The 18,216-nt window shown below is 65.6% G+C and carries 13 protein-coding genes; 6 read left to right on the top strand and 7 right to left on the bottom strand.

What is annotated here, in order from left to right; all coding sequences use genetic code 11:
* The first annotated feature begins 44 nt into the window (after positions 1-44).
* The 3 genes from RZA67_RS11655 to RZA67_RS11665 all read left to right on the top strand — a co-directional run bounded on the left by RZA67_RS11655 (position 45) and on the right by RZA67_RS11665 (position 5,582).
* Complete coding sequence (locus RZA67_RS11655; protein ID WP_317212905.1) at positions 45-899, top strand: hypothetical protein; 855 nt, start codon at positions 45-47, stop codon at positions 897-899.
* Between the two features lie 404 nt (positions 900-1,303).
* Positions 1,304-4,201: a TonB-dependent receptor gene (locus RZA67_RS11660; protein ID WP_317212906.1), complete on the top strand. Its 2,898-nt coding sequence runs from the start codon at positions 1,304-1,306 to the stop codon at positions 4,199-4,201.
* Positions 4,202-4,286: 85 nt separating this feature from the next.
* Entirely contained in the window at positions 4,287-5,582 is a 1,296-nt protein-coding gene (locus tag RZA67_RS11665; protein ID WP_317212907.1) for an aspartyl/asparaginyl beta-hydroxylase domain-containing protein, read from the top strand.
* A 128-nt stretch (positions 5,583-5,710) separates the two neighbouring features.
* Here RZA67_RS11665 and RZA67_RS11670 read toward each other — a convergent pair whose 3' ends face one another.
* The gene (locus RZA67_RS11670; RefSeq protein ID WP_317212908.1) at positions 5,711-6,313 is read right to left on the bottom strand and encodes a helix-turn-helix domain-containing protein; all 603 of its coding nucleotides are present in this window, start codon (positions 6,311-6,313) and stop codon (positions 5,711-5,713) included.
* A gap of 181 nt (positions 6,314-6,494) precedes the next feature.
* Between RZA67_RS11670 and RZA67_RS11675 the strand changes: the two genes are divergently transcribed.
* On the top strand, positions 6,495-7,382 hold the full coding sequence (locus tag RZA67_RS11675) for an alpha/beta hydrolase (protein WP_317212909.1): 888 nt from the start codon (positions 6,495-6,497) through the stop codon (positions 7,380-7,382).
* Positions 7,379-9,856 (top strand): acyl-CoA dehydrogenase, encoded by a 2,478-nt coding sequence (locus RZA67_RS11680; protein WP_317212910.1) that lies wholly within the window; start codon positions 7,379-7,381, stop codon positions 9,854-9,856. Before RZA67_RS11675 ends, RZA67_RS11680 begins: the two co-directional genes overlap by 4 nt.
* 59 nt (positions 9,857-9,915) lie before the next feature.
* Here RZA67_RS11680 and RZA67_RS11685 read toward each other — a convergent pair whose 3' ends face one another.
* Positions 9,916-10,266 (bottom strand): DUF1304 domain-containing protein, encoded by a 351-nt coding sequence (locus RZA67_RS11685; protein ID WP_317212911.1) that lies wholly within the window; start codon positions 10,264-10,266, stop codon positions 9,916-9,918.
* A gap of 26 nt (positions 10,267-10,292) precedes the next feature.
* The gene (locus RZA67_RS11690; protein ID WP_317212912.1) at positions 10,293-11,627 is read right to left on the bottom strand and encodes an MFS transporter; all 1,335 of its coding nucleotides are present in this window, start codon (positions 11,625-11,627) and stop codon (positions 10,293-10,295) included.
* 284 nt (positions 11,628-11,911) lie between these two features.
* Here RZA67_RS11690 and RZA67_RS11695 point away from each other — a divergent pair, with 284 nt between their 5' ends.
* The gene (locus tag RZA67_RS11695) at positions 11,912-13,291 is read left to right on the top strand and encodes a serine hydrolase domain-containing protein (protein ID WP_317212913.1); all 1,380 of its coding nucleotides are present in this window, start codon (positions 11,912-11,914) and stop codon (positions 13,289-13,291) included.
* Positions 13,292-13,422: 131 nt separating this feature from the next.
* Here the strand turns inward: RZA67_RS11695 and RZA67_RS11700 are convergent, their stop codons facing one another.
* The 4 genes from RZA67_RS11700 to hemC form a co-directional block, all read right to left on the bottom strand.
* Positions 13,423-14,001: a hypothetical protein gene (locus tag RZA67_RS11700; protein ID WP_317212914.1), complete on the bottom strand. Its 579-nt coding sequence runs from the start codon at positions 13,999-14,001 to the stop codon at positions 13,423-13,425.
* Between the two features lie 800 nt (positions 14,002-14,801).
* Entirely contained in the window at positions 14,802-15,197 is a 396-nt protein-coding gene (gene gcvH / locus RZA67_RS11705) for a glycine cleavage system protein GcvH (protein WP_317212915.1), read from the bottom strand.
* 90 nt (positions 15,198-15,287) lie between these two features.
* The gene (gene gcvT, locus RZA67_RS11710) at positions 15,288-16,400 is read right to left on the bottom strand and encodes a glycine cleavage system aminomethyltransferase GcvT (protein WP_317212916.1); all 1,113 of its coding nucleotides are present in this window, start codon (positions 16,398-16,400) and stop codon (positions 15,288-15,290) included.
* Between the two features lie 774 nt (positions 16,401-17,174).
* The gene (gene hemC, locus RZA67_RS11715) at positions 17,175-18,092 is read right to left on the bottom strand and encodes a hydroxymethylbilane synthase (RefSeq protein WP_317212917.1); all 918 of its coding nucleotides are present in this window, start codon (positions 18,090-18,092) and stop codon (positions 17,175-17,177) included.
* Positions 18,093-18,216 lie beyond the last annotated feature (124 nt).

Consider the following 18,216-nt stretch of genomic DNA (forward strand, 5'->3'; position numbering starts at 1 on the left):
GTTGTCGGGAACTTGTTGCATCCGAGGCTGTCTGAGCAGGACACATGCGTACTTTTCTGCGTCTACCGCTGAGCTTGTTGATCGCCGTGAGCGCGATCGCGGGCGCTCATGCGCAAAACCTGAACACGCGCACCGTCCTGCCGGTCTGGAACAAGGGCAGCGGCAAGGTCGAGGCCCTGCTGTATCTGGAGCCCACCGGTGAGCAGATGGCCGGGGCGCGCTGGACCTTCGGCCGCAATTCGCTGGACGCCGCTTTCGGCCTTTCTTCCGGTGATTCGCTGGGTCTGCTGTGCAACAGCGCCGGCGGCAGCAGCACCAGCATCGGCGGCCTGGCCAGCCATTGCATGCTCGCCAGCCTGGGTGATGAGTCCGAGTCCCTGTCGCGCCGCTTCACCGGCACCACCGCCTTCAACCGGGGTGGCAACCGCGTCGGCCTGACCGCCGGCACCGGCCGTGAATCGCTGCCTGCATGGCTCTCCGGCCCGAACCGCTCCCCTTCGCTGCGCGCCGAACAGAACGATCTGACGGTTTTCGGCCAGAAGAACATCGGCCGCGAAGCGTTTGTGTCCATTGCTGGCACCTATGCCAAAGCGCGGCTGGTGCCGATTGCCGACGCGGCACCATCGCTGGTCAACCGCTGGGACAGCAAAAGTCTCAGCATCGGCGCGGGCTACGGTAACTTCAGCGGCAACATCATCGGCCGCGTCGTTGACGTACCAGGCCAGCCGGGCAAGTGGGAAGGCCTGGGGGTCGGCCTGACCTGGCGCACGCCGTGGTCGGGCCAGCTGACCGTCGGCGCTGAAAACGTGGTCAGCCGGGGCAAGAACCCGTTCTCACCGCGCAACGAGAGCAACGACGACGGCACCACGCCCTACGTCCGTTACGAGCAGGACCTCTGACCGGGACGGCGTACGCCGCTCTGCGGCCGACCAGGGTCGTCCCCGCCGTGTTGATTGAAAGCGCCCACGAGGCGCTTTTTTCATGCGTCAAGTCTGTCCCGGGCACGTCGCCTCGGCGCGCCCCCGCGCACGCCTGAAGCCGCCAGAACAGGCAAACAAATTCGCGGATCAACCGAAACTATTTTCTTAACAATTGCGACGACTGTCGCGGTTAGCTCGCGCAAGCTATTGATTTAAAGCAAATATCTGCCCTAAATAGGCGCATCACACTTATTGTTAACACAGCTTTAATTCTTTCCTTACGACAGTTACTATCGGGTCAGCCTTGTGCTTTTTGGAGCGACCTTTTTCGCACCGCGCGCAGGCACACACCCAGCCAAGATCCCTTGGAGAGAGAGAGCCAAATGAACCTGAAGTCCAACAAGCTGCGTGATGGCATCATCATCGCGCTGGTGGCCGGCGCCGCCACGGCAACCAGCGCCCAGGCGCAGGACGCCACCAACCTCGACCGCATTGAAGTCACCGGTTCGCGCATCCGCTCGGTGGATACCGAGACCCAGCAGCCGGTGCTGGTGATCAGCCGCGCCACCATCGAACACTCCGGTGTCACCTCGGTCGGCCAGCTGCTGCAGAACATCAGTGCCAACAACGGCTTCTCGATGAACGCGCAGGTCAATAACGGCGGCGACGGTTCCTCCGGCGTCAACCTGCGTGGCCTTGGCGCCTCGCGTACCCTGGTGCTGGTCAATGGCCGCCGCTGGGTTTCGGCCCTGGACTCCACCGTCGACCTGAACACCATTCCGGTCGCAGCGGTCGAGCGCGTGGAAGTGCTGAAGGACGGCGCCTCCTCGATCTACGGCTCCGACGCCATCGGCGGCGTGGTCAACCTGATCACCCGCAAGGACTACGACGGCGCCGAAGCGCGCGTCTACGTCGGCCAGATGGGCGAAGGCGATGGTCAGCGCACCTCCTACGACTTCACCATCGGTGCCAACACCGATCGCTCCAACATCCTGTTCAGCGCGTCCTACAGCAAGGACAAGGCGGTCATGGCGCGCGACCGCGCCATCTCGCGCAACCCGACCTTCGGCCTGACCGAACGCAGCTCGGTGTCCTCCTCGGGCGTGATCTGGCAGACGCTGGACGCGGCGGGCAACCCGATCTGGCGCGACCAGTTCGCCAGCGACGACGATTTCTTCGACGCGCTGGACGGCGTCAGCCAGAGCGTCATCAACGCCGGCGGCGACTCGCGCAACCTGGCCGACTATCACCCGTATACCACCGCAGGCGACGGCTACAACTACGCCTCGGACAACTACCTGCTGACCCCGTCGGAGCGCCGCTCGATCTTCGTGCAGGGTGCCTTCGACATCACCGACTCGGTCACCGCCCGTGCAGAAACCCTGTACAACCAGCGTGAGTCGGAACAGCTGCTGGCCGGCTTCCCGGTCACCGAAGGCTTCTACCTGGCCGGCACCCGCGGCCTGGACCGCGACAGCTACTTCAACCCTTACAAGGGCACGGCTGAAGCGCGTGACCTGGATTACGGCCGCCGCTTCGTCGAGCAGCCGCGCGTCTACAACCAGGACGTGAAGACCTTCCACTTCTACGGCGGCTTCGAAGGCGTGTTCAACTTCGCCGACCGTTCGTTCAACTGGGATGCCGGCTACCGCTACAGCCGTACCGACCAGAACGACCGCATGCGCGGCGACCTGAACATGCTCAACATGAACCAAGCCACTGGCCCGTCGTTCATGGACACCGATGGCGTGATCAAGTGCGGCGCGCCGGGCGCGGTCATCGACGGCTGCGTGCCGGTCAACCCGCTCAGCAGCCCGGGGTCGATCACCCAGGAGCAGCTGGACTATGTGATGTTTACCGCACATGACCAGTACCAGAACCTGAGCAAGAGCTTCACCGCCAACCTGGCCGGTGACCTGTTCCAGCTGCCGGGCGGCATGGCCGGCTTCGCATTGGGCTATGAAAACCGCAAGGAAAGCGGCTACGACGATCCGGACGCGCTGGTCGCCGCCGGCTACACCTCGGGCAACGCCCGCAAGCCGACCTCGGGTGCTTACTCGCTCGACGATGCCTACCTGGAAATCGCGCTGCCGCTGCTGTCCGACCTGCCGGGTGCCCAGCTGCTGGAACTGAGCGCCGCTACGCGCTTCTCCGACTACAGCAACTTCGGCCAGACCACCAACAGCAAGTTCGGCTTCAAGTGGAAGCCGATCAACGACCTGATGATCCGCGGTAACTGGTCTGAAGGTTTCCGTGCACCGTCCCTGACCAACCTGTATCGCGGTAACAGCGACAGCTACATCCGGTACGGCGATCCCTGCTCGTCCGACTGGACCGGCTTCAAGAACAGCCCTGACATTCAGGCTCGCTGCGCCGCCGCCGGCGTTTCGCCGACGTTCGTCCAGCAGACCAATGCTGGCCTGGGCTACAACGGCCAGACCATCTTCCCGTTCACCTTGGGCGGCAACCCGGACCTGGGCCCGGAGACCGCAACCAACTACACGCTGGGCTTCGTCTACAGCCCGAACTACCTGCAGGGCTTCGACATCGCCCTCGACTGGTACAAGATCAAGATCAAGGACGCGATCGGCACCCCGTCGTCGGCCTTCATTCTTGATCAGTGCTATGTCGAGCCGAATGGCGACCGCAGCTACTGCTCGGACAGCTACTTCATCCGTGACGCTGCCGGCCGCATCACCAACATGTACCTGCTGCCGCGCAACCTGTCCGAACAGCTGGTCGAAGGCTATGACCTGAGCATCCGCTACCGTCTGCCCGAGACCCGTTTCGGCAGCTTCTCGTTCAACTGGGACAGCAGCTATGTGGCCAAGGACCGTTCACGTGCTACCGCTGATGCGGATTGGGTCGACAATGTCGGCACCTACACGCAGGACACCCCCGGCTGGCGCCTGAGCTCCAACCTCACCACCGACTGGACGTACGGTGATTTCGGATTGACCTGGACCATGCGTTACCGCTCTTCGCTGTCGGAAGACTGCGTTGATGTGACCCAGCCGTATCTGAATGCCGGTCTGTGCTCGGATCCGACCCGCATCGGCAAGGGCGGCGAAGTTTCGCCGCGCAACCACATCGAGTCGGTCCTCTACCACGATGCCGAAGCTCGCTACAACCTGCCGTGGAATGCAACGGTAGCCGTGGGCGCGCGCAACCTGTTCCAGAAGGATCCGCCGCTGGCTGGCCAGGCCTTCGCCAACACGTTCGATTACTCGTACGACACCCCGGGTGGCTTCTACTACATGCGTTACACCCAGCGCTTCTGATCGAAGACTGGGCCTAGCATGACCCAGGCAATGGCCCCGGCAACGGGGCCATTGCCGTTCTGGCACCCCTCAAGCGAGTTTCGCCATGTCCGATGTTGCCGCCCTCACCGACCGCGCGCTGGATCAGGCCCGCCGCGGTGACACCGCTGGCGCCGAGCACAGTTTCCGGGACCTGCTGCGGCAGGCGCCGGACGACGTGCAGGCACTGAACTTCATCGCCCGCTGCCACAGCGCGCGCGGCGAGCACGCGCAGGCCGATTCGCTGCTGCAACATGCGCTGGTCGCTGCACCCGGCGACGCCGGCACGGTGAAGAACCTCGCCGCCAGCCTGGTCGAACAGCGCCAGTGGCAGGCCGCACAGGCATTGCTGCAGCCGTTGCTCGTCGAAGACCCTGGTTTTTTCGTGGCCCGCCTGTATCTGGCGCTATGTCTGCAGCAGCGCGGCGAGCATGCCGCTGCACTTACCCACTTCTACCAGGCTGTGAGCCAGGCCCAGCGCCAGGGCCACTGGACCCAGCCGCAGACCACCCCGCCGGGGCTGCGCCGACTGGTCGAACATGCCATCGCCACGCTCCGCGAAGGCCGTCGCCACACCCTGCAGCAGGTGATGGCGCCGCTGCAGCAGCGCTACGGCCGCAATGCGTTGCAGCGCATCGAACGGGCCGTAGCCGGCTACCTGGGCGAACTGCAGTTGCGCACGGCCAGCCCGGCGCAGCGCCCGACCTTCCTGTTCATTCCCGATCTTCCCTCACCCCCGTACTTCGATCCTGCCCTGTTCCCCTGGTATGAGCCGCTGCAGCGGTCAACGCCTGCGCTGCGCGCCGAACTGATCTCGGTGCTGGAAGAACGGCAGTTGCTGGCCCCGTTTCTCGGCGAGCCGGGCCCCGGGCGCGGCGGCAGCTATCTGGGCGGCACCGCAGCGCAGCCCCGCTGGGATGGGTTTTTCTTTCACCGGCACGGCAAGGTGTTTGTCGAGAATGCCGAACGCTGCCCGCAGACCGCCGCCGCGCTGGAGCAGGTGCCGTTGGTGCGCATTGAAGGACACGCTCCGGAAACGCTGTACTCGGTGCTGGGGCCCGGTTCCCACATCCTGCCGCACACCGGCGTGACCAACAGCCGCATCGTCACCCACCTGCCGCTGATCGTGCCCGACAACTGCGCGCTGCGCGTGGCCGGCCAGACACACGTCTGGCAGGAAGGACACTGCGTGAGTTTCGACGACACCTGGGAGCACGAAGCCTGGAACCGCAGCGACCGCACCCGCGTGGTCCTGCTGTTCGACGTCTGGCACCCCGGCCTGGATGAAGCCGAACGCGACGCCATTGATGCCCTGGTCCGTGGCATCGCCGAGCTCAACGGCGAAGACATCCTCGCCGGCTGACCGCCGCGGGCCAGCGTACGGTAGAGCCGACCCCACGGTCGGCTCGCGCGCAACGCGCGCCAAGCAGAAGCGTGACGACCAACGGTCGTCACCTACCGCGCTTCCGCGCGGGACCGAGCGCGCTGCCGCTACAGCGGCGGAATCAGCGTCTCGATCAGGTGCTCGACGTATGCCTCGAATTCCTCACGGTCCTGCCGGGGCTGTTGCAGCTGCAGCGACAACTGCAGGAACCCGACATAGGCCGCATACGCCAGACGCGCGCGGTGCCGCGCCGCGGTCGAGGGCAACCCGGCCTGGCGGAACGATGCAATCAGATAGTCCATACGCCGCTGTGACACGCGGTCGATCACCGGCCGCACCATCGGATGGTCCAGTGCCTTGAGCAGCTCGCTGTAGACGATGTGCGGCTGCACTTCATGCGCCACCACCTGGAACAACTGACGCAGCCGCACGCGCGGATCGGCCACCTCTTCCAGGCTGCCAAACACCTGCTCCTGCTCGAACAGCTCCCAGCGTTCCAGCGCCGCCTGCAGCAGCGCATCACGCGAGGGGAAATGCCAGTAGAAGCTGCCCTTGGTCACCCCCAGGCGCCGCGCCAGCGGCTCCACCGCCACGGCGCTCACGCCCTGCTCTGCTATCAGGTCCAGCGCCGCCTGGGCCCAGTCTTCGGCGCTCAGTCGGCTGTTGCGGCCAGCCCGGCTGGGGTCGGCAGTAGCTTCAGTATCGTTCATTGCGTGATTTAACCATACGCCGGGGTTCGTTGCAGTATGCCGCCCGCACAAAGCCTGCTGGCTGAAGCGTTTAGGCGATCGCAGCGCTATCCCGCAGCGCACCATACGCAGCGGTATTGACTTCCCTCCCAAGAGATCCATACTAGCCAGTATGGTTATCGCCCACGCCTCCGCCATCCGCATGTCCCGGCATCTGCTGGGCCCCGACGATCTCCGTCTGGCCGCCACCGCCATCGAGGGCGGGCCGCGCGGCACGGTGCTTTTCGCGCATGGTTTTGGCCAGACCCGGCACGCCTGGAACCAGAGCGCGCAGCGCATTGCTGATGCAGGCTGGTCAACGCTCGCTGTAGACGCACGTGGCCACGGCGATTCGGACTGGAATCCGGCCACGCTGCCGTATCACGGCGAGCAGTTCACCAACGACCTGATCGTGGTGGCCGGCGAGCAGACGCAGCCGCCTGTGCTGGTCGCCGCCTCGATGGGAGGACTGTTCGGCCTGCTCGCTGAAGCGCGTTGGCCGGGCCTGTTCTCGGCGATGGTGCTGGTGGACATCACCCCGCGCTGGGACACCGCCGGGGTCGAACGCATTCTTGCGTTCATGAGCGCCCATCCCGATGGATTCGCCTCGCTGCAGGAAGCGGCCGATGTCATTGCCGCCTACCTGCCGCACCGTCCGCGCAAAAGCGAGGATGCGCTGCGCGCGCTGCTGCGCGAAGGGCATGCCGGCCGTTGGTGCTGGCACTGGGACCCGCGCCTGGTCGCCGAGCTCGCGCAGGGCAGCGAACAGCACCAGGATGCGCTGGCGGCCGCAGCGCGCAACGTGCGCTGCCCGCTGCTGCTGGTCAGCGGTGGCCGCAGCGATCTGGTCACGCCGCAGTCGATCACCGAGTTTCTCGCGCTGGCACCGCACGCGCAGCACGTGATGCTGCCGCAGGCGACGCACATGGTCGCTGGCGATGACAACGACGCTTTTACCGCTACTGTGTTGAACTATCTGGACGTGTTGCCCTCGGCCCTGGCCGCGGGATCGTCCGCCATACCCGAGCACGTCACCGGAGCACGCTCATGAGCATTGTCGTTCCCTTCCTTGCCCTGCTGCTGGCAGGTGCCTTCGCTGCGTACCATCGCATGCGCCTGATCACCTGGACTCTCATCAGCGTGGTCCTGCTGGCCATCTGCTGGTTTGTTCCCTACGTCAACCAGACCGCGACGCTGGTGGCCGCCGCCGTACTGGCCGTCATCGCACTGCCGTTGCTGCTGCCCTTCATCCGCAAGCCGCTGCTGACCGGCCCGATGATGAAGGTGTTCCGCAAGGTACTGCCGCCGCTGTCGCAGACCGAGCGCATCGCGCTGGAAACCGGCTCGGTAGGTTTCGAAGGCGAGCTGTTCACCGGTGACCCGGACTGGAACATCCTGCTCAACTATCCCAGGCCGCAGCTCACCGCCGAGGAACAGGCCTTCCTTGATGGCCCGGTGGAAGAGCTGTGCCGCATGGTCAATGACTGGGAAATCACCCATGTCCATGCCGACCTGCCGCCGGAGCTGTGGGCCTTCATCAAGAAGAACCGGTTCTTCGGCATGATCATTCCCAAGGAGTTTGGCGGTCTGGGTTTCTCCGCGCTGGCCCACCACAAGGTCATCCAGAAGCTGGCCTCGGTGTCCTCGGTGGTGAGCTCCACCGTGGGCGTGCCCAATTCACTCGGCCCGGGTGAGCTGCTGGTGCATTACGGCACCCAGGAACAGAAGGACCAGTACCTGCCGCGCCTGGCCGATGGTCGCGAAGTCCCCTGCTTCGGCCTGACCGGTCCGTTTGCCGGCTCCGACGCCACCTCAATTCCCGACTACGGCATCGTCTGCCGCGGCGAGTGGAACGGCGAGCAGGTGCTGGGTGTGCGCCTGACCTTCGACAAGCGCTACATCACCCTGGCCCCGGTGGCCACGTTGATCGGCCTGGCGTTCCGCATGTACGACCCGGACGGTCTGATCGGCCAGACGCGCGATATCGGCATCACCCTGGGCCTGCTGCCGCGCGATACCGCTGGCGTGGAAATCGGACGTCGCCACTTCCCGCTCAACTCGACCTTCCAGAACGGCCCGATCCGAGGCAAGGACGTGTTCATTCCGCTGACCCAGCTGATCGGTGGCGCGGCGATGGCCGGCAAGGGCTGGAACATGCTCAACGAGTGCCTGGCCGTGGGCCGCTCGATCACCCTGCCCTCCACTGCCAGTGGTGGTGCCAAGGCCGGCGCCGCGGTCACCGGTGCCTACGCGCGCATCCGCAAGCAGTTCGGCCTGTCGGTGGGTCGCTTCGAAGGCGTGGAAGAGGCGCTGGCCCGCATCGGCGGCAAGGCCTACAAGATCAGTGCGCTGTCCCAGGCTACCGCGGCCGCGGTGGACCGCGGTGACGTGCCCTCGGTGCCATCCGCTATCGCCAAATATCACTGCACCAGCATGAGCCGCGAAGTCATCGCCGATGTGATGGATGTGATCGGCGGCAAGGGCATCATCCTTGGCCCGCGCAACTTCGCCGGGCGCAGCTGGCAGGCCGCACCAATCGCCATCACGGTGGAAGGTGCCAACATCATGACCCGCAGCCTGCTGATCTTCGGCCAGGGCGCCATCCTGTGCCACCCCTGGGTGCTGAATGAGATGAAGGCCGCGCAGGACCCGGACCGCAAGGCCGGCCTGGAGGAATTCGACCGCAGCCTGTTCGGGCACATCCGCTACGGCATTTCCAATGCGGTGCGTTCATTCTGGTTCGGCCTGACCGGTGCGCGCTTTGGTGCCGCGCCGGGCGATGAGTACACCCGCCGCTACTTCCGCAAGCTCGACCGTTATTCGGCCAATCTGGCGCTGATGGCCGACATCTCGATGATGACCCTGGGCGGCAAGCTGAAGTTCAAGGAGTCGCTGTCCGGCCGCCTTGGCGACGTGCTGAGCCATGTCTACATGACCAGTGCCATGCTCAAGCGTTATCACGACGAGGGCGCACCGCAGGCCGACCAGCCGCTGCTGGCCTGGGCGTTCCACGACAGCGTGCACAAGATCGAGGAATCGCTGTCGGCGGCGCTGCGCAACTTCCCCATCCGTCCGATCGGCTGGCTGATGTGGGCGCTGATCTTCCCGCTGGGCCGTCGCGCCGAAGCGCCGGGTGATCGCCTGAGCCGCCGCGTGGCCGCCCTGCTGATGTCACCCAATGAAGCGCGCGACCGCCTGTCGCAGGGCGTGTTCCTCACCCCGTGCGAAAACAACCCCGGTGGCCGCATCAACAGCTATCTGGCCAAGGCCATCATGGCCGAGCCGGTGGAGCGCAAGTTCCTCAAGGCGCTCAAGAGCAAGGGCATCGAAGCCTTGGACTTCACCGCCCAGCTCGACGAGGCCGTGGCCGAGGGCGTGATCACCCAGGACGAGCGCACCCTGCTCGAAGACCTGCGTGCGCTGACCCTGGACACCATCACCGTGGACGACTTCGAGCCGCACGAACTGCGTGCTGCCAGCTACTACGACCAGCACGACAGGCAGGCGCGCTCCGAAGCCGCCTGAGTTGAACCAGAAAGCGGCCCCTCGGGGCCGCTTTTTTCATGGGAGACGCGGGGGCGGCATCACGCTGCTGCGTGCGCCGCCAACGCCAGCAGTGCCGGCACAGCCTGCACTAAGAAGATCCGCCGGTTCACGCTCCAGGCGCCGTAGCACCCGGCCACCACCACGCAGACGAGCGAGAACGTCACCAGCAGCGGCTGTGCGCATGCCAGCCCGACCAGGATGCCCGCGGCCAGAAACCCGTTGTACAGCCCCTGGTTGGCCGCCAGCACTCGCGTGGCCTGCGCCTTCTCCAGTGAATTGCGGAACGTCTTCAGGCCCAGCGGGTGTGTCCACAGGAACATCTCCAGCACCAGGATGTAGACGTGCAGCAGGGCCACCAGCCCGGTCAACAACAGCGCCACCAGCATCATCGCCCGTTCTCCAGTTGAGTGCGCGATCAACGCTCGCGCGGCAGTTTCTTCTCTTCGCGCAGCACGCCACAGGCGGCCAGCGTCATCACCACGGCCACCACGATGCCACCGGCGAACACCATGTGCGAGCCGAGCAGCGACAGCCCCTTGTGCAGCCAGGCGAAGCTCAGGTCGGCGCCCCGGTAGATCACCGTGTCGATGGCCGCGCCCGCCTTGTAGCGCCACTGGCGGTCCACCCGCGTGTAGATCGTCTCGCGGGCCGGCTTGGCCAGCGAAAACTCACTGGCACGGGTCATCACCTGCACCATGGCCACCAGCAGCGGCAGCGGCGAGGCGGCCAGCACGGAGAATCCAACGATGATCGCAAAGCCGGGAATCAGCAGGGCCGGTGCAATGCCATGGCGGGACAGCAGCCAGCGGGTCAGGCCCACCTGCACCAGCAGGGTCAGCGCGTTCACCGCCAGGTCCAGCCGCGAGTAGAACGCAGTGCGCGCAGCCTCGTCGGGGAACGCCGCGCGGACGATGCCGGCCTGTTCGTTGTACAGCAGCGTCCCCACACCGACACCGAACACCACCATCACCGCCAGCCAGCGCAGCAGCGGCTCGCGCACCACCAGCTTCAGGCCGTCGAGCACGCTGCCGCCCATCGGCCTCTCACCGGACACCAGCTGCTGCTCACGTTCGCGGGCCACCGCAAACGGGCGCAGCTTCCAGATGCACAGCACGCACACCGCCAGGAACGCGGCCGAAACCAGCATCAGGTTGGCAATGCCCACCCGCTGCACCAGCGTGCTGGTGATGATCGGCCCGAGAAAGGCGCCCACCGTACCGGCCGCGCCGATGTAGCCGTAGAAGGCGCGTGCCTGGACGTTGGAGAACACATCGGCCATGAAGCTCCAGAACACCGCCACCGCAAACAGGTTGAACACGGTGATCCAGAAGAAGAAGGCCATGCCACGTCCGGGCACTCCCGCCTGGAACATCACGTAGAAGCCCAGCAGGGTGGCGATGAAGAAGCCATACACCAGCGGCAGGAACAGGCGGCGCGGATAACGGCTCACCAGCCAGCCGTAGACCGGCTGCAGCACCAGCATGATCAGGAACACGCAGGTGAACAGGAACTGCAGCACGTAAGCCTGCAGTGCGATGCCGTGGCCGCTGAACCAGTCGATCAATGCGGTGGGGAATACCGTCTGCAGGTCGGTGGAGGCGGCCATCGCCTCGCGCACCGGGCGCAGCACGTAGTAGCCGCTGAGCAGGCAGAAGAAATACAGGAACGACCACCACAGCGGCGGCGATTGCCGCAGCGCGGCGAGCAGCTGCTGCAGCGGGCCCCCGCTTCTGTCCGTGGCGGTGCTCATGCGTTGCCCCGCCCGGCAGGGCGATAGGGGAAGCAGGGCATGGCACAACTCCAGCGACGGGGAGCGCGTACGTTAGCCAATGCACTGCAACATGACCAGCACCGACCATGCGCTGCGGTATGCGCACTGCGCGGCGGCAAACGCCAAGCAAGCTGCGCAGCCTGAAAAGTGCGCATAAAAGACTGGATTTTCAATAAGATGCGCATTCATCTTCGCTTTGTTGTGCAAGAGTTCAAAGCAACGCTAGAATCAGGGGCAGCAGTCGCGCACGGGTCCCTCGAACGATGAAAACGAACAGCAGGCGCCGCCGGTTCCGTACCGCGGCCACCGGTATGCTGGGCATGCTCATGCCCCTGGCCATGTCTTCCACGGCCCAGACACCTCCGCCGCTGCCACCGATGCCGGCCAACATCGAAACCACGTCGGTGCCGAGCACGCAGCCAGCCGCCTACCGCACCGGGCTGGTGCCGCAGGTGCAGGCCCCGGCCGCTGGCTTCAACGTTGCCCAGATCGAGGCCATCGCCGAACAGCTCACCTACGGCAACCGCGTACCCGGCATGGCCATGGCCATTGTCCAGGGCGGCCGGGTGATCAGCGCGCGCGGCTACGGTGTCACCGACATCAGCAACCCGCAGCCGGTCGATTCGCATACCGTGTTCCGCCTGGCGTCGCTGTCCAAGGCCTTCGCCGGCACCATGGCCGGCCTGCTGGTCAACGACGGTACCCTGCGCTGGGACAGCAAGGTCACCGATTACGTGCCCGGTTTCCGTCTGGATACGCCTGAAGCGACCGAGCGCCTGACCGTGGCCGACGTGCTCAGCCATCGCGTCGGTCTGCCTTACAACGCGTATGACCGCGACATCGAAGCCAACGCCGAGTATTACACCCTTACCCAGAAGCTGGCCTCGACCTCGCTCAAGTGTCTGCCTGGCGACTGCTACGCCTACCAGAACGTTGCCTTCAGCCTCATCGGCGATGTGGTTTACGCCGCCTCCGGCAGCTTCTACGAGCAGGCGGTCGAGCGCCGCATCTTCAAGCCGCTGGGCATGGACGATGCCAGCCTTGGCCTCGCCGGCATCCAGGCCAGCTCGCGCTGGGCGCGGCCGCACGTGCGCAGCCGCAATGGCTGGGTCTCGCTGACGCCCAAGCCGACCTACTACCGCGTCGCGCCCGCTGCGGGCGTCAACGCCAGCGCCAGCGACATGGCGCAGTGGCTGCTGGCCCACACCGGCCACCGCCCCGACGTGCTGCCGGCACCGCTGCTGGCCACCCTGCACGCCTCGTTGGTCAACACGCCGGGCGAGATGCGCTCCGGCTGGCGCCGTGAGCGCCTGCAGTCGGCTGGGTACGCGCTGGGCTGGCGCAACTTCGATTACGCCAACCACCAGGTGGTGTTCCATGCCGGTGCCGTGCAGGGCTATCGCGGGCTGGTGGCCTTGCTGCCCGAGCGCGACCTCGGCATCGCCATCATGTGGAACGGCGAGAGCACCCTGCCCAGCGGCCTGATGCCGACCATTCTGGACGCAGCAATCGGCCTGCCCAGCCGCAAGTGGCTGGACGTGGACACCGACTTCGGCAGCGACAACCTGATGGCCGAAGACCGCCCGGGCAATGCAACCGGCAAGGGCGCATCGGCCAATCGCGCCAACGCATCACCGCATTGATCCTGCGCACCTGATGGATGCCGGCTGCGGCCGGCCCGCGGCGGCCCCCTTCCGGTAGGTACGCATAAAAAAACCCCTTCCCCGCTGGGCAGTCGGGAAAGGGGTCTTGAGGTACGGCTATCGGGATGTAATCAGATCAGCGGTGCCGGGGTTGCCGGCAGTGCGACCGGCGCAGCCTTCTTGCGGCGTGCGGCGGGCTTCTTTGCTGCCGACGTGGTGGCAGCCTTCTTCGCCGTCTTCTTTACTGCCTTCTTGGCGGTCGCCTTCTTCGCGGTGGCCTTCCTGGCGGTGGCCTTCTTGGCCGGCTTCTTCGCTACCTTCTTGGCCGTTGCCTTTTTGGAGGCGGCCTTCTTGGCGGTCGCCTTCTTGGCGGTGGTCTTTTTCGCAGTCGCCTTGCGAGCGGTTGCCTTCTTTGCCGTGGTCTTCTTCGCCGGCTTCCGGGCTACCTTCTTCGCCGCCTTCTTGGCAGTGGCCTTCTTCGCGGTCTTCTTCACTGCCTTCTTGGCGGTGGCCTTCTTCGCGACCTTCTTCACTGCCTTCTTGGCGGTTGCCTTCTTGGCGGTGGCCTTCTTCGCAACCTTCTTTACAGCCTTCTTCGCGGTTGCCTTCTTCGCGGTTGCCTTCTTGGCCGTTGCCTTCTTGGCAGTGGCCTTCTTCGCGACCTTCTTCACCGCTTTCTTCGCGGCGGGCTTCTTCTTCGCAGTTGCCATGGGATGGCTCCTCGTCAGTGATGGAGAGATGAAACGCCCAGGTGGATCAAATCCGCCGGAACAACCGACGGGGACCGCCGGCGCTGACCGCACGCCGTGACGGATGCTGCGATGCCTGCCTCGAACGACGAAGCAGTCATCGCAGCGGAACGCGGGGTGCCATTGGCCGGGGGAAGCGAGGACCTCACCCGCGTCGTTGGACGCGTGGCGGTCATCCCGGTTGTACTTCGCTTCTGGCGGTTGATTTTGAGCACCCGGTTTGACAGGCAAGGTCTGTTGGGCGAAACCTAATCACGCTTTTTTTTTCTGTCAACAACCTTGGCGAAAAAAATTCACACGACACCCGGTTGGTTGCCGCGCAGGAACCGGCAACCTGCCCCGCCCGCGCGGCCCACCCAGCACCCGCCGCTGCGCAGCGACGCTGCAATGCGTGCGCCGCGATGTGCAGCAAAGCACTTGAATCAAGCACTTTGCGTGGATCAGCAGCGTGACGCCCGCACGTTCGCGTGCCGTCGCCGGTCACACCGGTGGTGGCGCCGGCGCGATGCCAACGGCAGGCCAACGCCGGCGTTTTTTTTTCACGCCATGGCACCGCTTCTGCGAGGTGCAAACGCGGTTTTGCGCAAAAAAATTTGCTCGATTCCGCTCTGCGCTACGTTCGTCGGCAGCAGCAAGCGCGACCTGCGGACACCCGCGCGCGGTCGTGCGCCGGTCATCGCACGATCACTGCGCGCGGCCCTGACGAACAAAAAAAAGACCGCCCGAAGGCGGCCTTGCACGAAGTGCGACGTTGGACGCGATCAGTGCGCGTCGTCTTCCAGCGCTTCTTCGTAGTCGTCCGGACCCAGCAGGTCATTGACCTCCTCGGCATTGCTGATTTCGACCACGAACATCCAGCCTTCGCCGTACGCATCTTCGTTGATGGTTTCCGGCTTGTCCGACAGGGCCGAGTTGACCTCGACCACCTTGCCGCTGACCGGGCTGTAGACATCCGAGGCGGCCTTGACCGACTCGACCACAGCGATCTGCTCGCCGGCCTTCGCCTCGGCGCCCACCTCGGGCAGTTCGACATAGACCAGGTCGCCAAGCAGGCCCTGGGCGTGGTCGGAGATGCCGACGGTGACGCGACCGTTGCCTTCAACGCGGGCCCATTCGTGGGACTTGAGGAACTTGAGGTCGCCGGGAATCTCGCTCATGGCACTGCTCCAGAATTACAGGGGTGGAAAAAACGCGGGTAGTGTAACCAACCGGTGGGCCTGCAGGCAGGCCCGGACCGACATGTTCGCTCAGCCTTCCAGCAGCACGCCTGGCTGGGCCTGCCCTTCGCGCACGAACGGGAACTTGACGACGCGCACCGGCACCTGGCGCCCACGGATATCCACGTGCACCTGGCCGAGTTCGCCTGCTGGCACGCGGGCAAACGCGATGCCCTTGGCCAATGACGGCGAGAACGTGCCGGAGAGGATCTCGCCCTGGCCGCTGGCGGTGGTGACGGCCTGGCCGTGGCGCAGCACGCCCTTCTCATCCATCACCAGGCCGATCATCTGGCGCGCGGTGCCGGCGGCCTTCTGCGCCTCCAGTGCAGCGCGGCCGATGAAGTCACGCCCTTCGTCCAGCGCGACGGTCCAGGCCAGCGCCGCTTCGTACGGACTGGTCTGCTCGTCCATGTCCTGGCCATACAGGTTCATGCCGGCTTCCAGGCGCAGCGTGTCGCGCGCACCCAGGCCGGCCGGCTTGACCCCGGCGCCCAGCAGTCGATCCCAGAACGCGACCACCGCGTCCTGCGGCAACAGGATTTCAAAGCCGTCTTCGCCGGTGTAGCCGGTGCGCGCCAGGAACAGGTCAACGCCGTCATCGGTACGCGCATCGGTGGCGGCAAAGCGCGCCAGCTTGCGCAGCGCCGCGTGCTGGTCGGCCTGCAGCAGGCCGATGACCGCATCGCGCGCCTGCGGTCCCTGCACGGCGAGGATGGCCAGGTCGGCGCGCTGCTGCACACTGACGTCGAAGGCGACAGCCTGCTGCTGCATCCAGGCCAGGTCCTTCTCGCGGGTGGAGGCATTGACCACCATGCGGAAGAAGTCATCGGCCAGGTAGTAGACGATGAGGTCATCAATCACCCCGCCCTGCTCGTTGAGCATGCACGAATACAGCGCCTTGCCCGGTACCTTGAGCTTGTCCACCGAGTTGGCCAGCAGGTGACGCAGGAACGCCTTGACCTGGGCACCGCGCAGGTCGACAACGGTCATGTGACTGACGTCGAAGACACCGGCCTGCGTGCGCACGAGATGGTGCTCGTCCAGCTGCGAACCGTAGTGGATGGGCATGTCCCATCCCCCGAAGTCGACCATCTTGGCGCCGAGGGCGCGGTGGGAATCGTTGAGCAGCGTCTTCTGGGTCATGACCGGTCCGGCAGCAAAGAAACGGGAAGCAGGCATTATCCCAGATCGGTTGCGACCCCGGTTGCCGCAGCGCAACGAGGGGGGTGTTATGCGGGGGCTGCGCCCCCGCGCCCCGCTGCAAGCAACAGCAACAGCAACAGCAACAGCAACAGCTACTGCAACTGCAACGGCAACATCCAGAGCGTCGGCTGGGCGTTCGGGTTTGGCTGGGCGGGGCGGTGGGGGTACGTGGGGGACGGCAAAAACTGCCCCTTCGGGGTCCGGCCCAGCCGCATGGCGGCTGTGCGTTCGGGCGCTCGCGAAGCACTGCTTCGCAAGCAAAGCGCCCTCACCCTGCGTGCCTTGTTTCGCGCCATCCCTGGCGCTCGACACCCCCACGCCCCCCCACCGCCCCACCTCCGACACATCTCGACCACGTCACCCACGTCAAAAACGCTCGACCTCGGTAGGTGACGACCGTTGGTCGTCACGCGGTCGATCTTGATCTTGATTTTGTCTTGATCTTGATTTCGTCTTGATCTTGATTCTGTCCTTGGGCCGACCGAAGGTCGGCCTGCTTTTAAATTTCATTTTTACCGTGGCACGCACTCGCGCCGACGTATCGAAGGGCGGGCAGCGCCGGGCTCTGCCCGGCGTGCGCGCAGCGCGGCTTCAGCGCGATCGGGTCGGAGCGCTGCCGGGCAGAGCCCGGCACTACGCGGCGCCCCGGCTTCCGGTAGGTGACGACCGTTGGTCGTCACGCCGTTTCCGGGAAGCCGCTGGCGCGACCAGGCGTCAGCCCAGTGCCAGCCCCAGCAGTTCACCTGCACCGCGTTCCAGCAGCATCCCGGCGACCTGCTGGCCCAGCGCCTGCGGGTTGTTGGCCGGCCCACTGGCTTCGGCGCGCACCGCGCGGCCGTCGCTGGCACTGCCGACCAGACCCTGCAGGTGCAGCACATCAGCCCCCTGCCATTGGGCGATGGCCGCCACCGGCACATGGCAGCTGCCATGCAGGGCACGGTTCATCGCGCGCTCGGCCTCCACGCAGGCGCGCGTCGGCGCATGGTCCAGCGTGGCCATCAGCTCGAGCAGCGCGCCACCGGCACATTCGACTGCCACCGCACCCTGCGCCGGCGCGGGCAGCCATTGCGGTGCCTGCAGACGCTCGACGATGCGCGCCCCCAGCCCCAACCGCTCCAGTCCGGCCACCGCCAGAATGATGGCGTCGTAGTCACCGGCATCGAGTTTGGCCAGGCGCGTGTTGACGTTGCCACGCAGGTCCAGCAGCTGCAGATCGGGCCGCAGCGCGCGCACCTGGGCCTGACGGCGCAACGACGAGGTGCCGACCCGCGCACCAGTCGGCAGTGACAGCAGCGTCGGGTGCGTATTGGAAATGAAACCGTCGGCCGGATCATGCCGCGGCAGAATAGCCGGCAGCACGAACGGCGGGTCCAGCTCCATCGGCACATCCTTCAGCGAATGCACCGCGCAGTCCGCCTCACCGCGCAGCATGGCCAGTTCCAGTTCCTTGAGGAACAGGCCCTTGCCCCCGATGGCCGCCAGAGAACGGTCGAGCACCTCATCGCCGCGCGTGCTCATCGGCACCAGGTCCACCTGCAACTGCGGATGCGCCTGGCGCAGGCAGTTGGCGACGTGTTCGCTCTGCCAGAGGGCGAGCGGGCTCTTGCGGGTGGCGATGCGGAGGATGGTCATGCTGCCATTATCGCCGCTCGGGCCGCAGAGCGTCGAACCGCAGCGCCGCCGCGTCGAAAAGCCACAATTAGCAGCAGCTGCGTGACGACCAACGGTCGTCACCTGCCGGCAGCAAGCGCCCAAA

Origin of the sequence: Stenotrophomonas sp. C3(2023) (genome assembly GCF_032911385.1) — a bacterium.
GTDB lineage: Bacteria > Pseudomonadota > Gammaproteobacteria > Xanthomonadales > Xanthomonadaceae > Stenotrophomonas.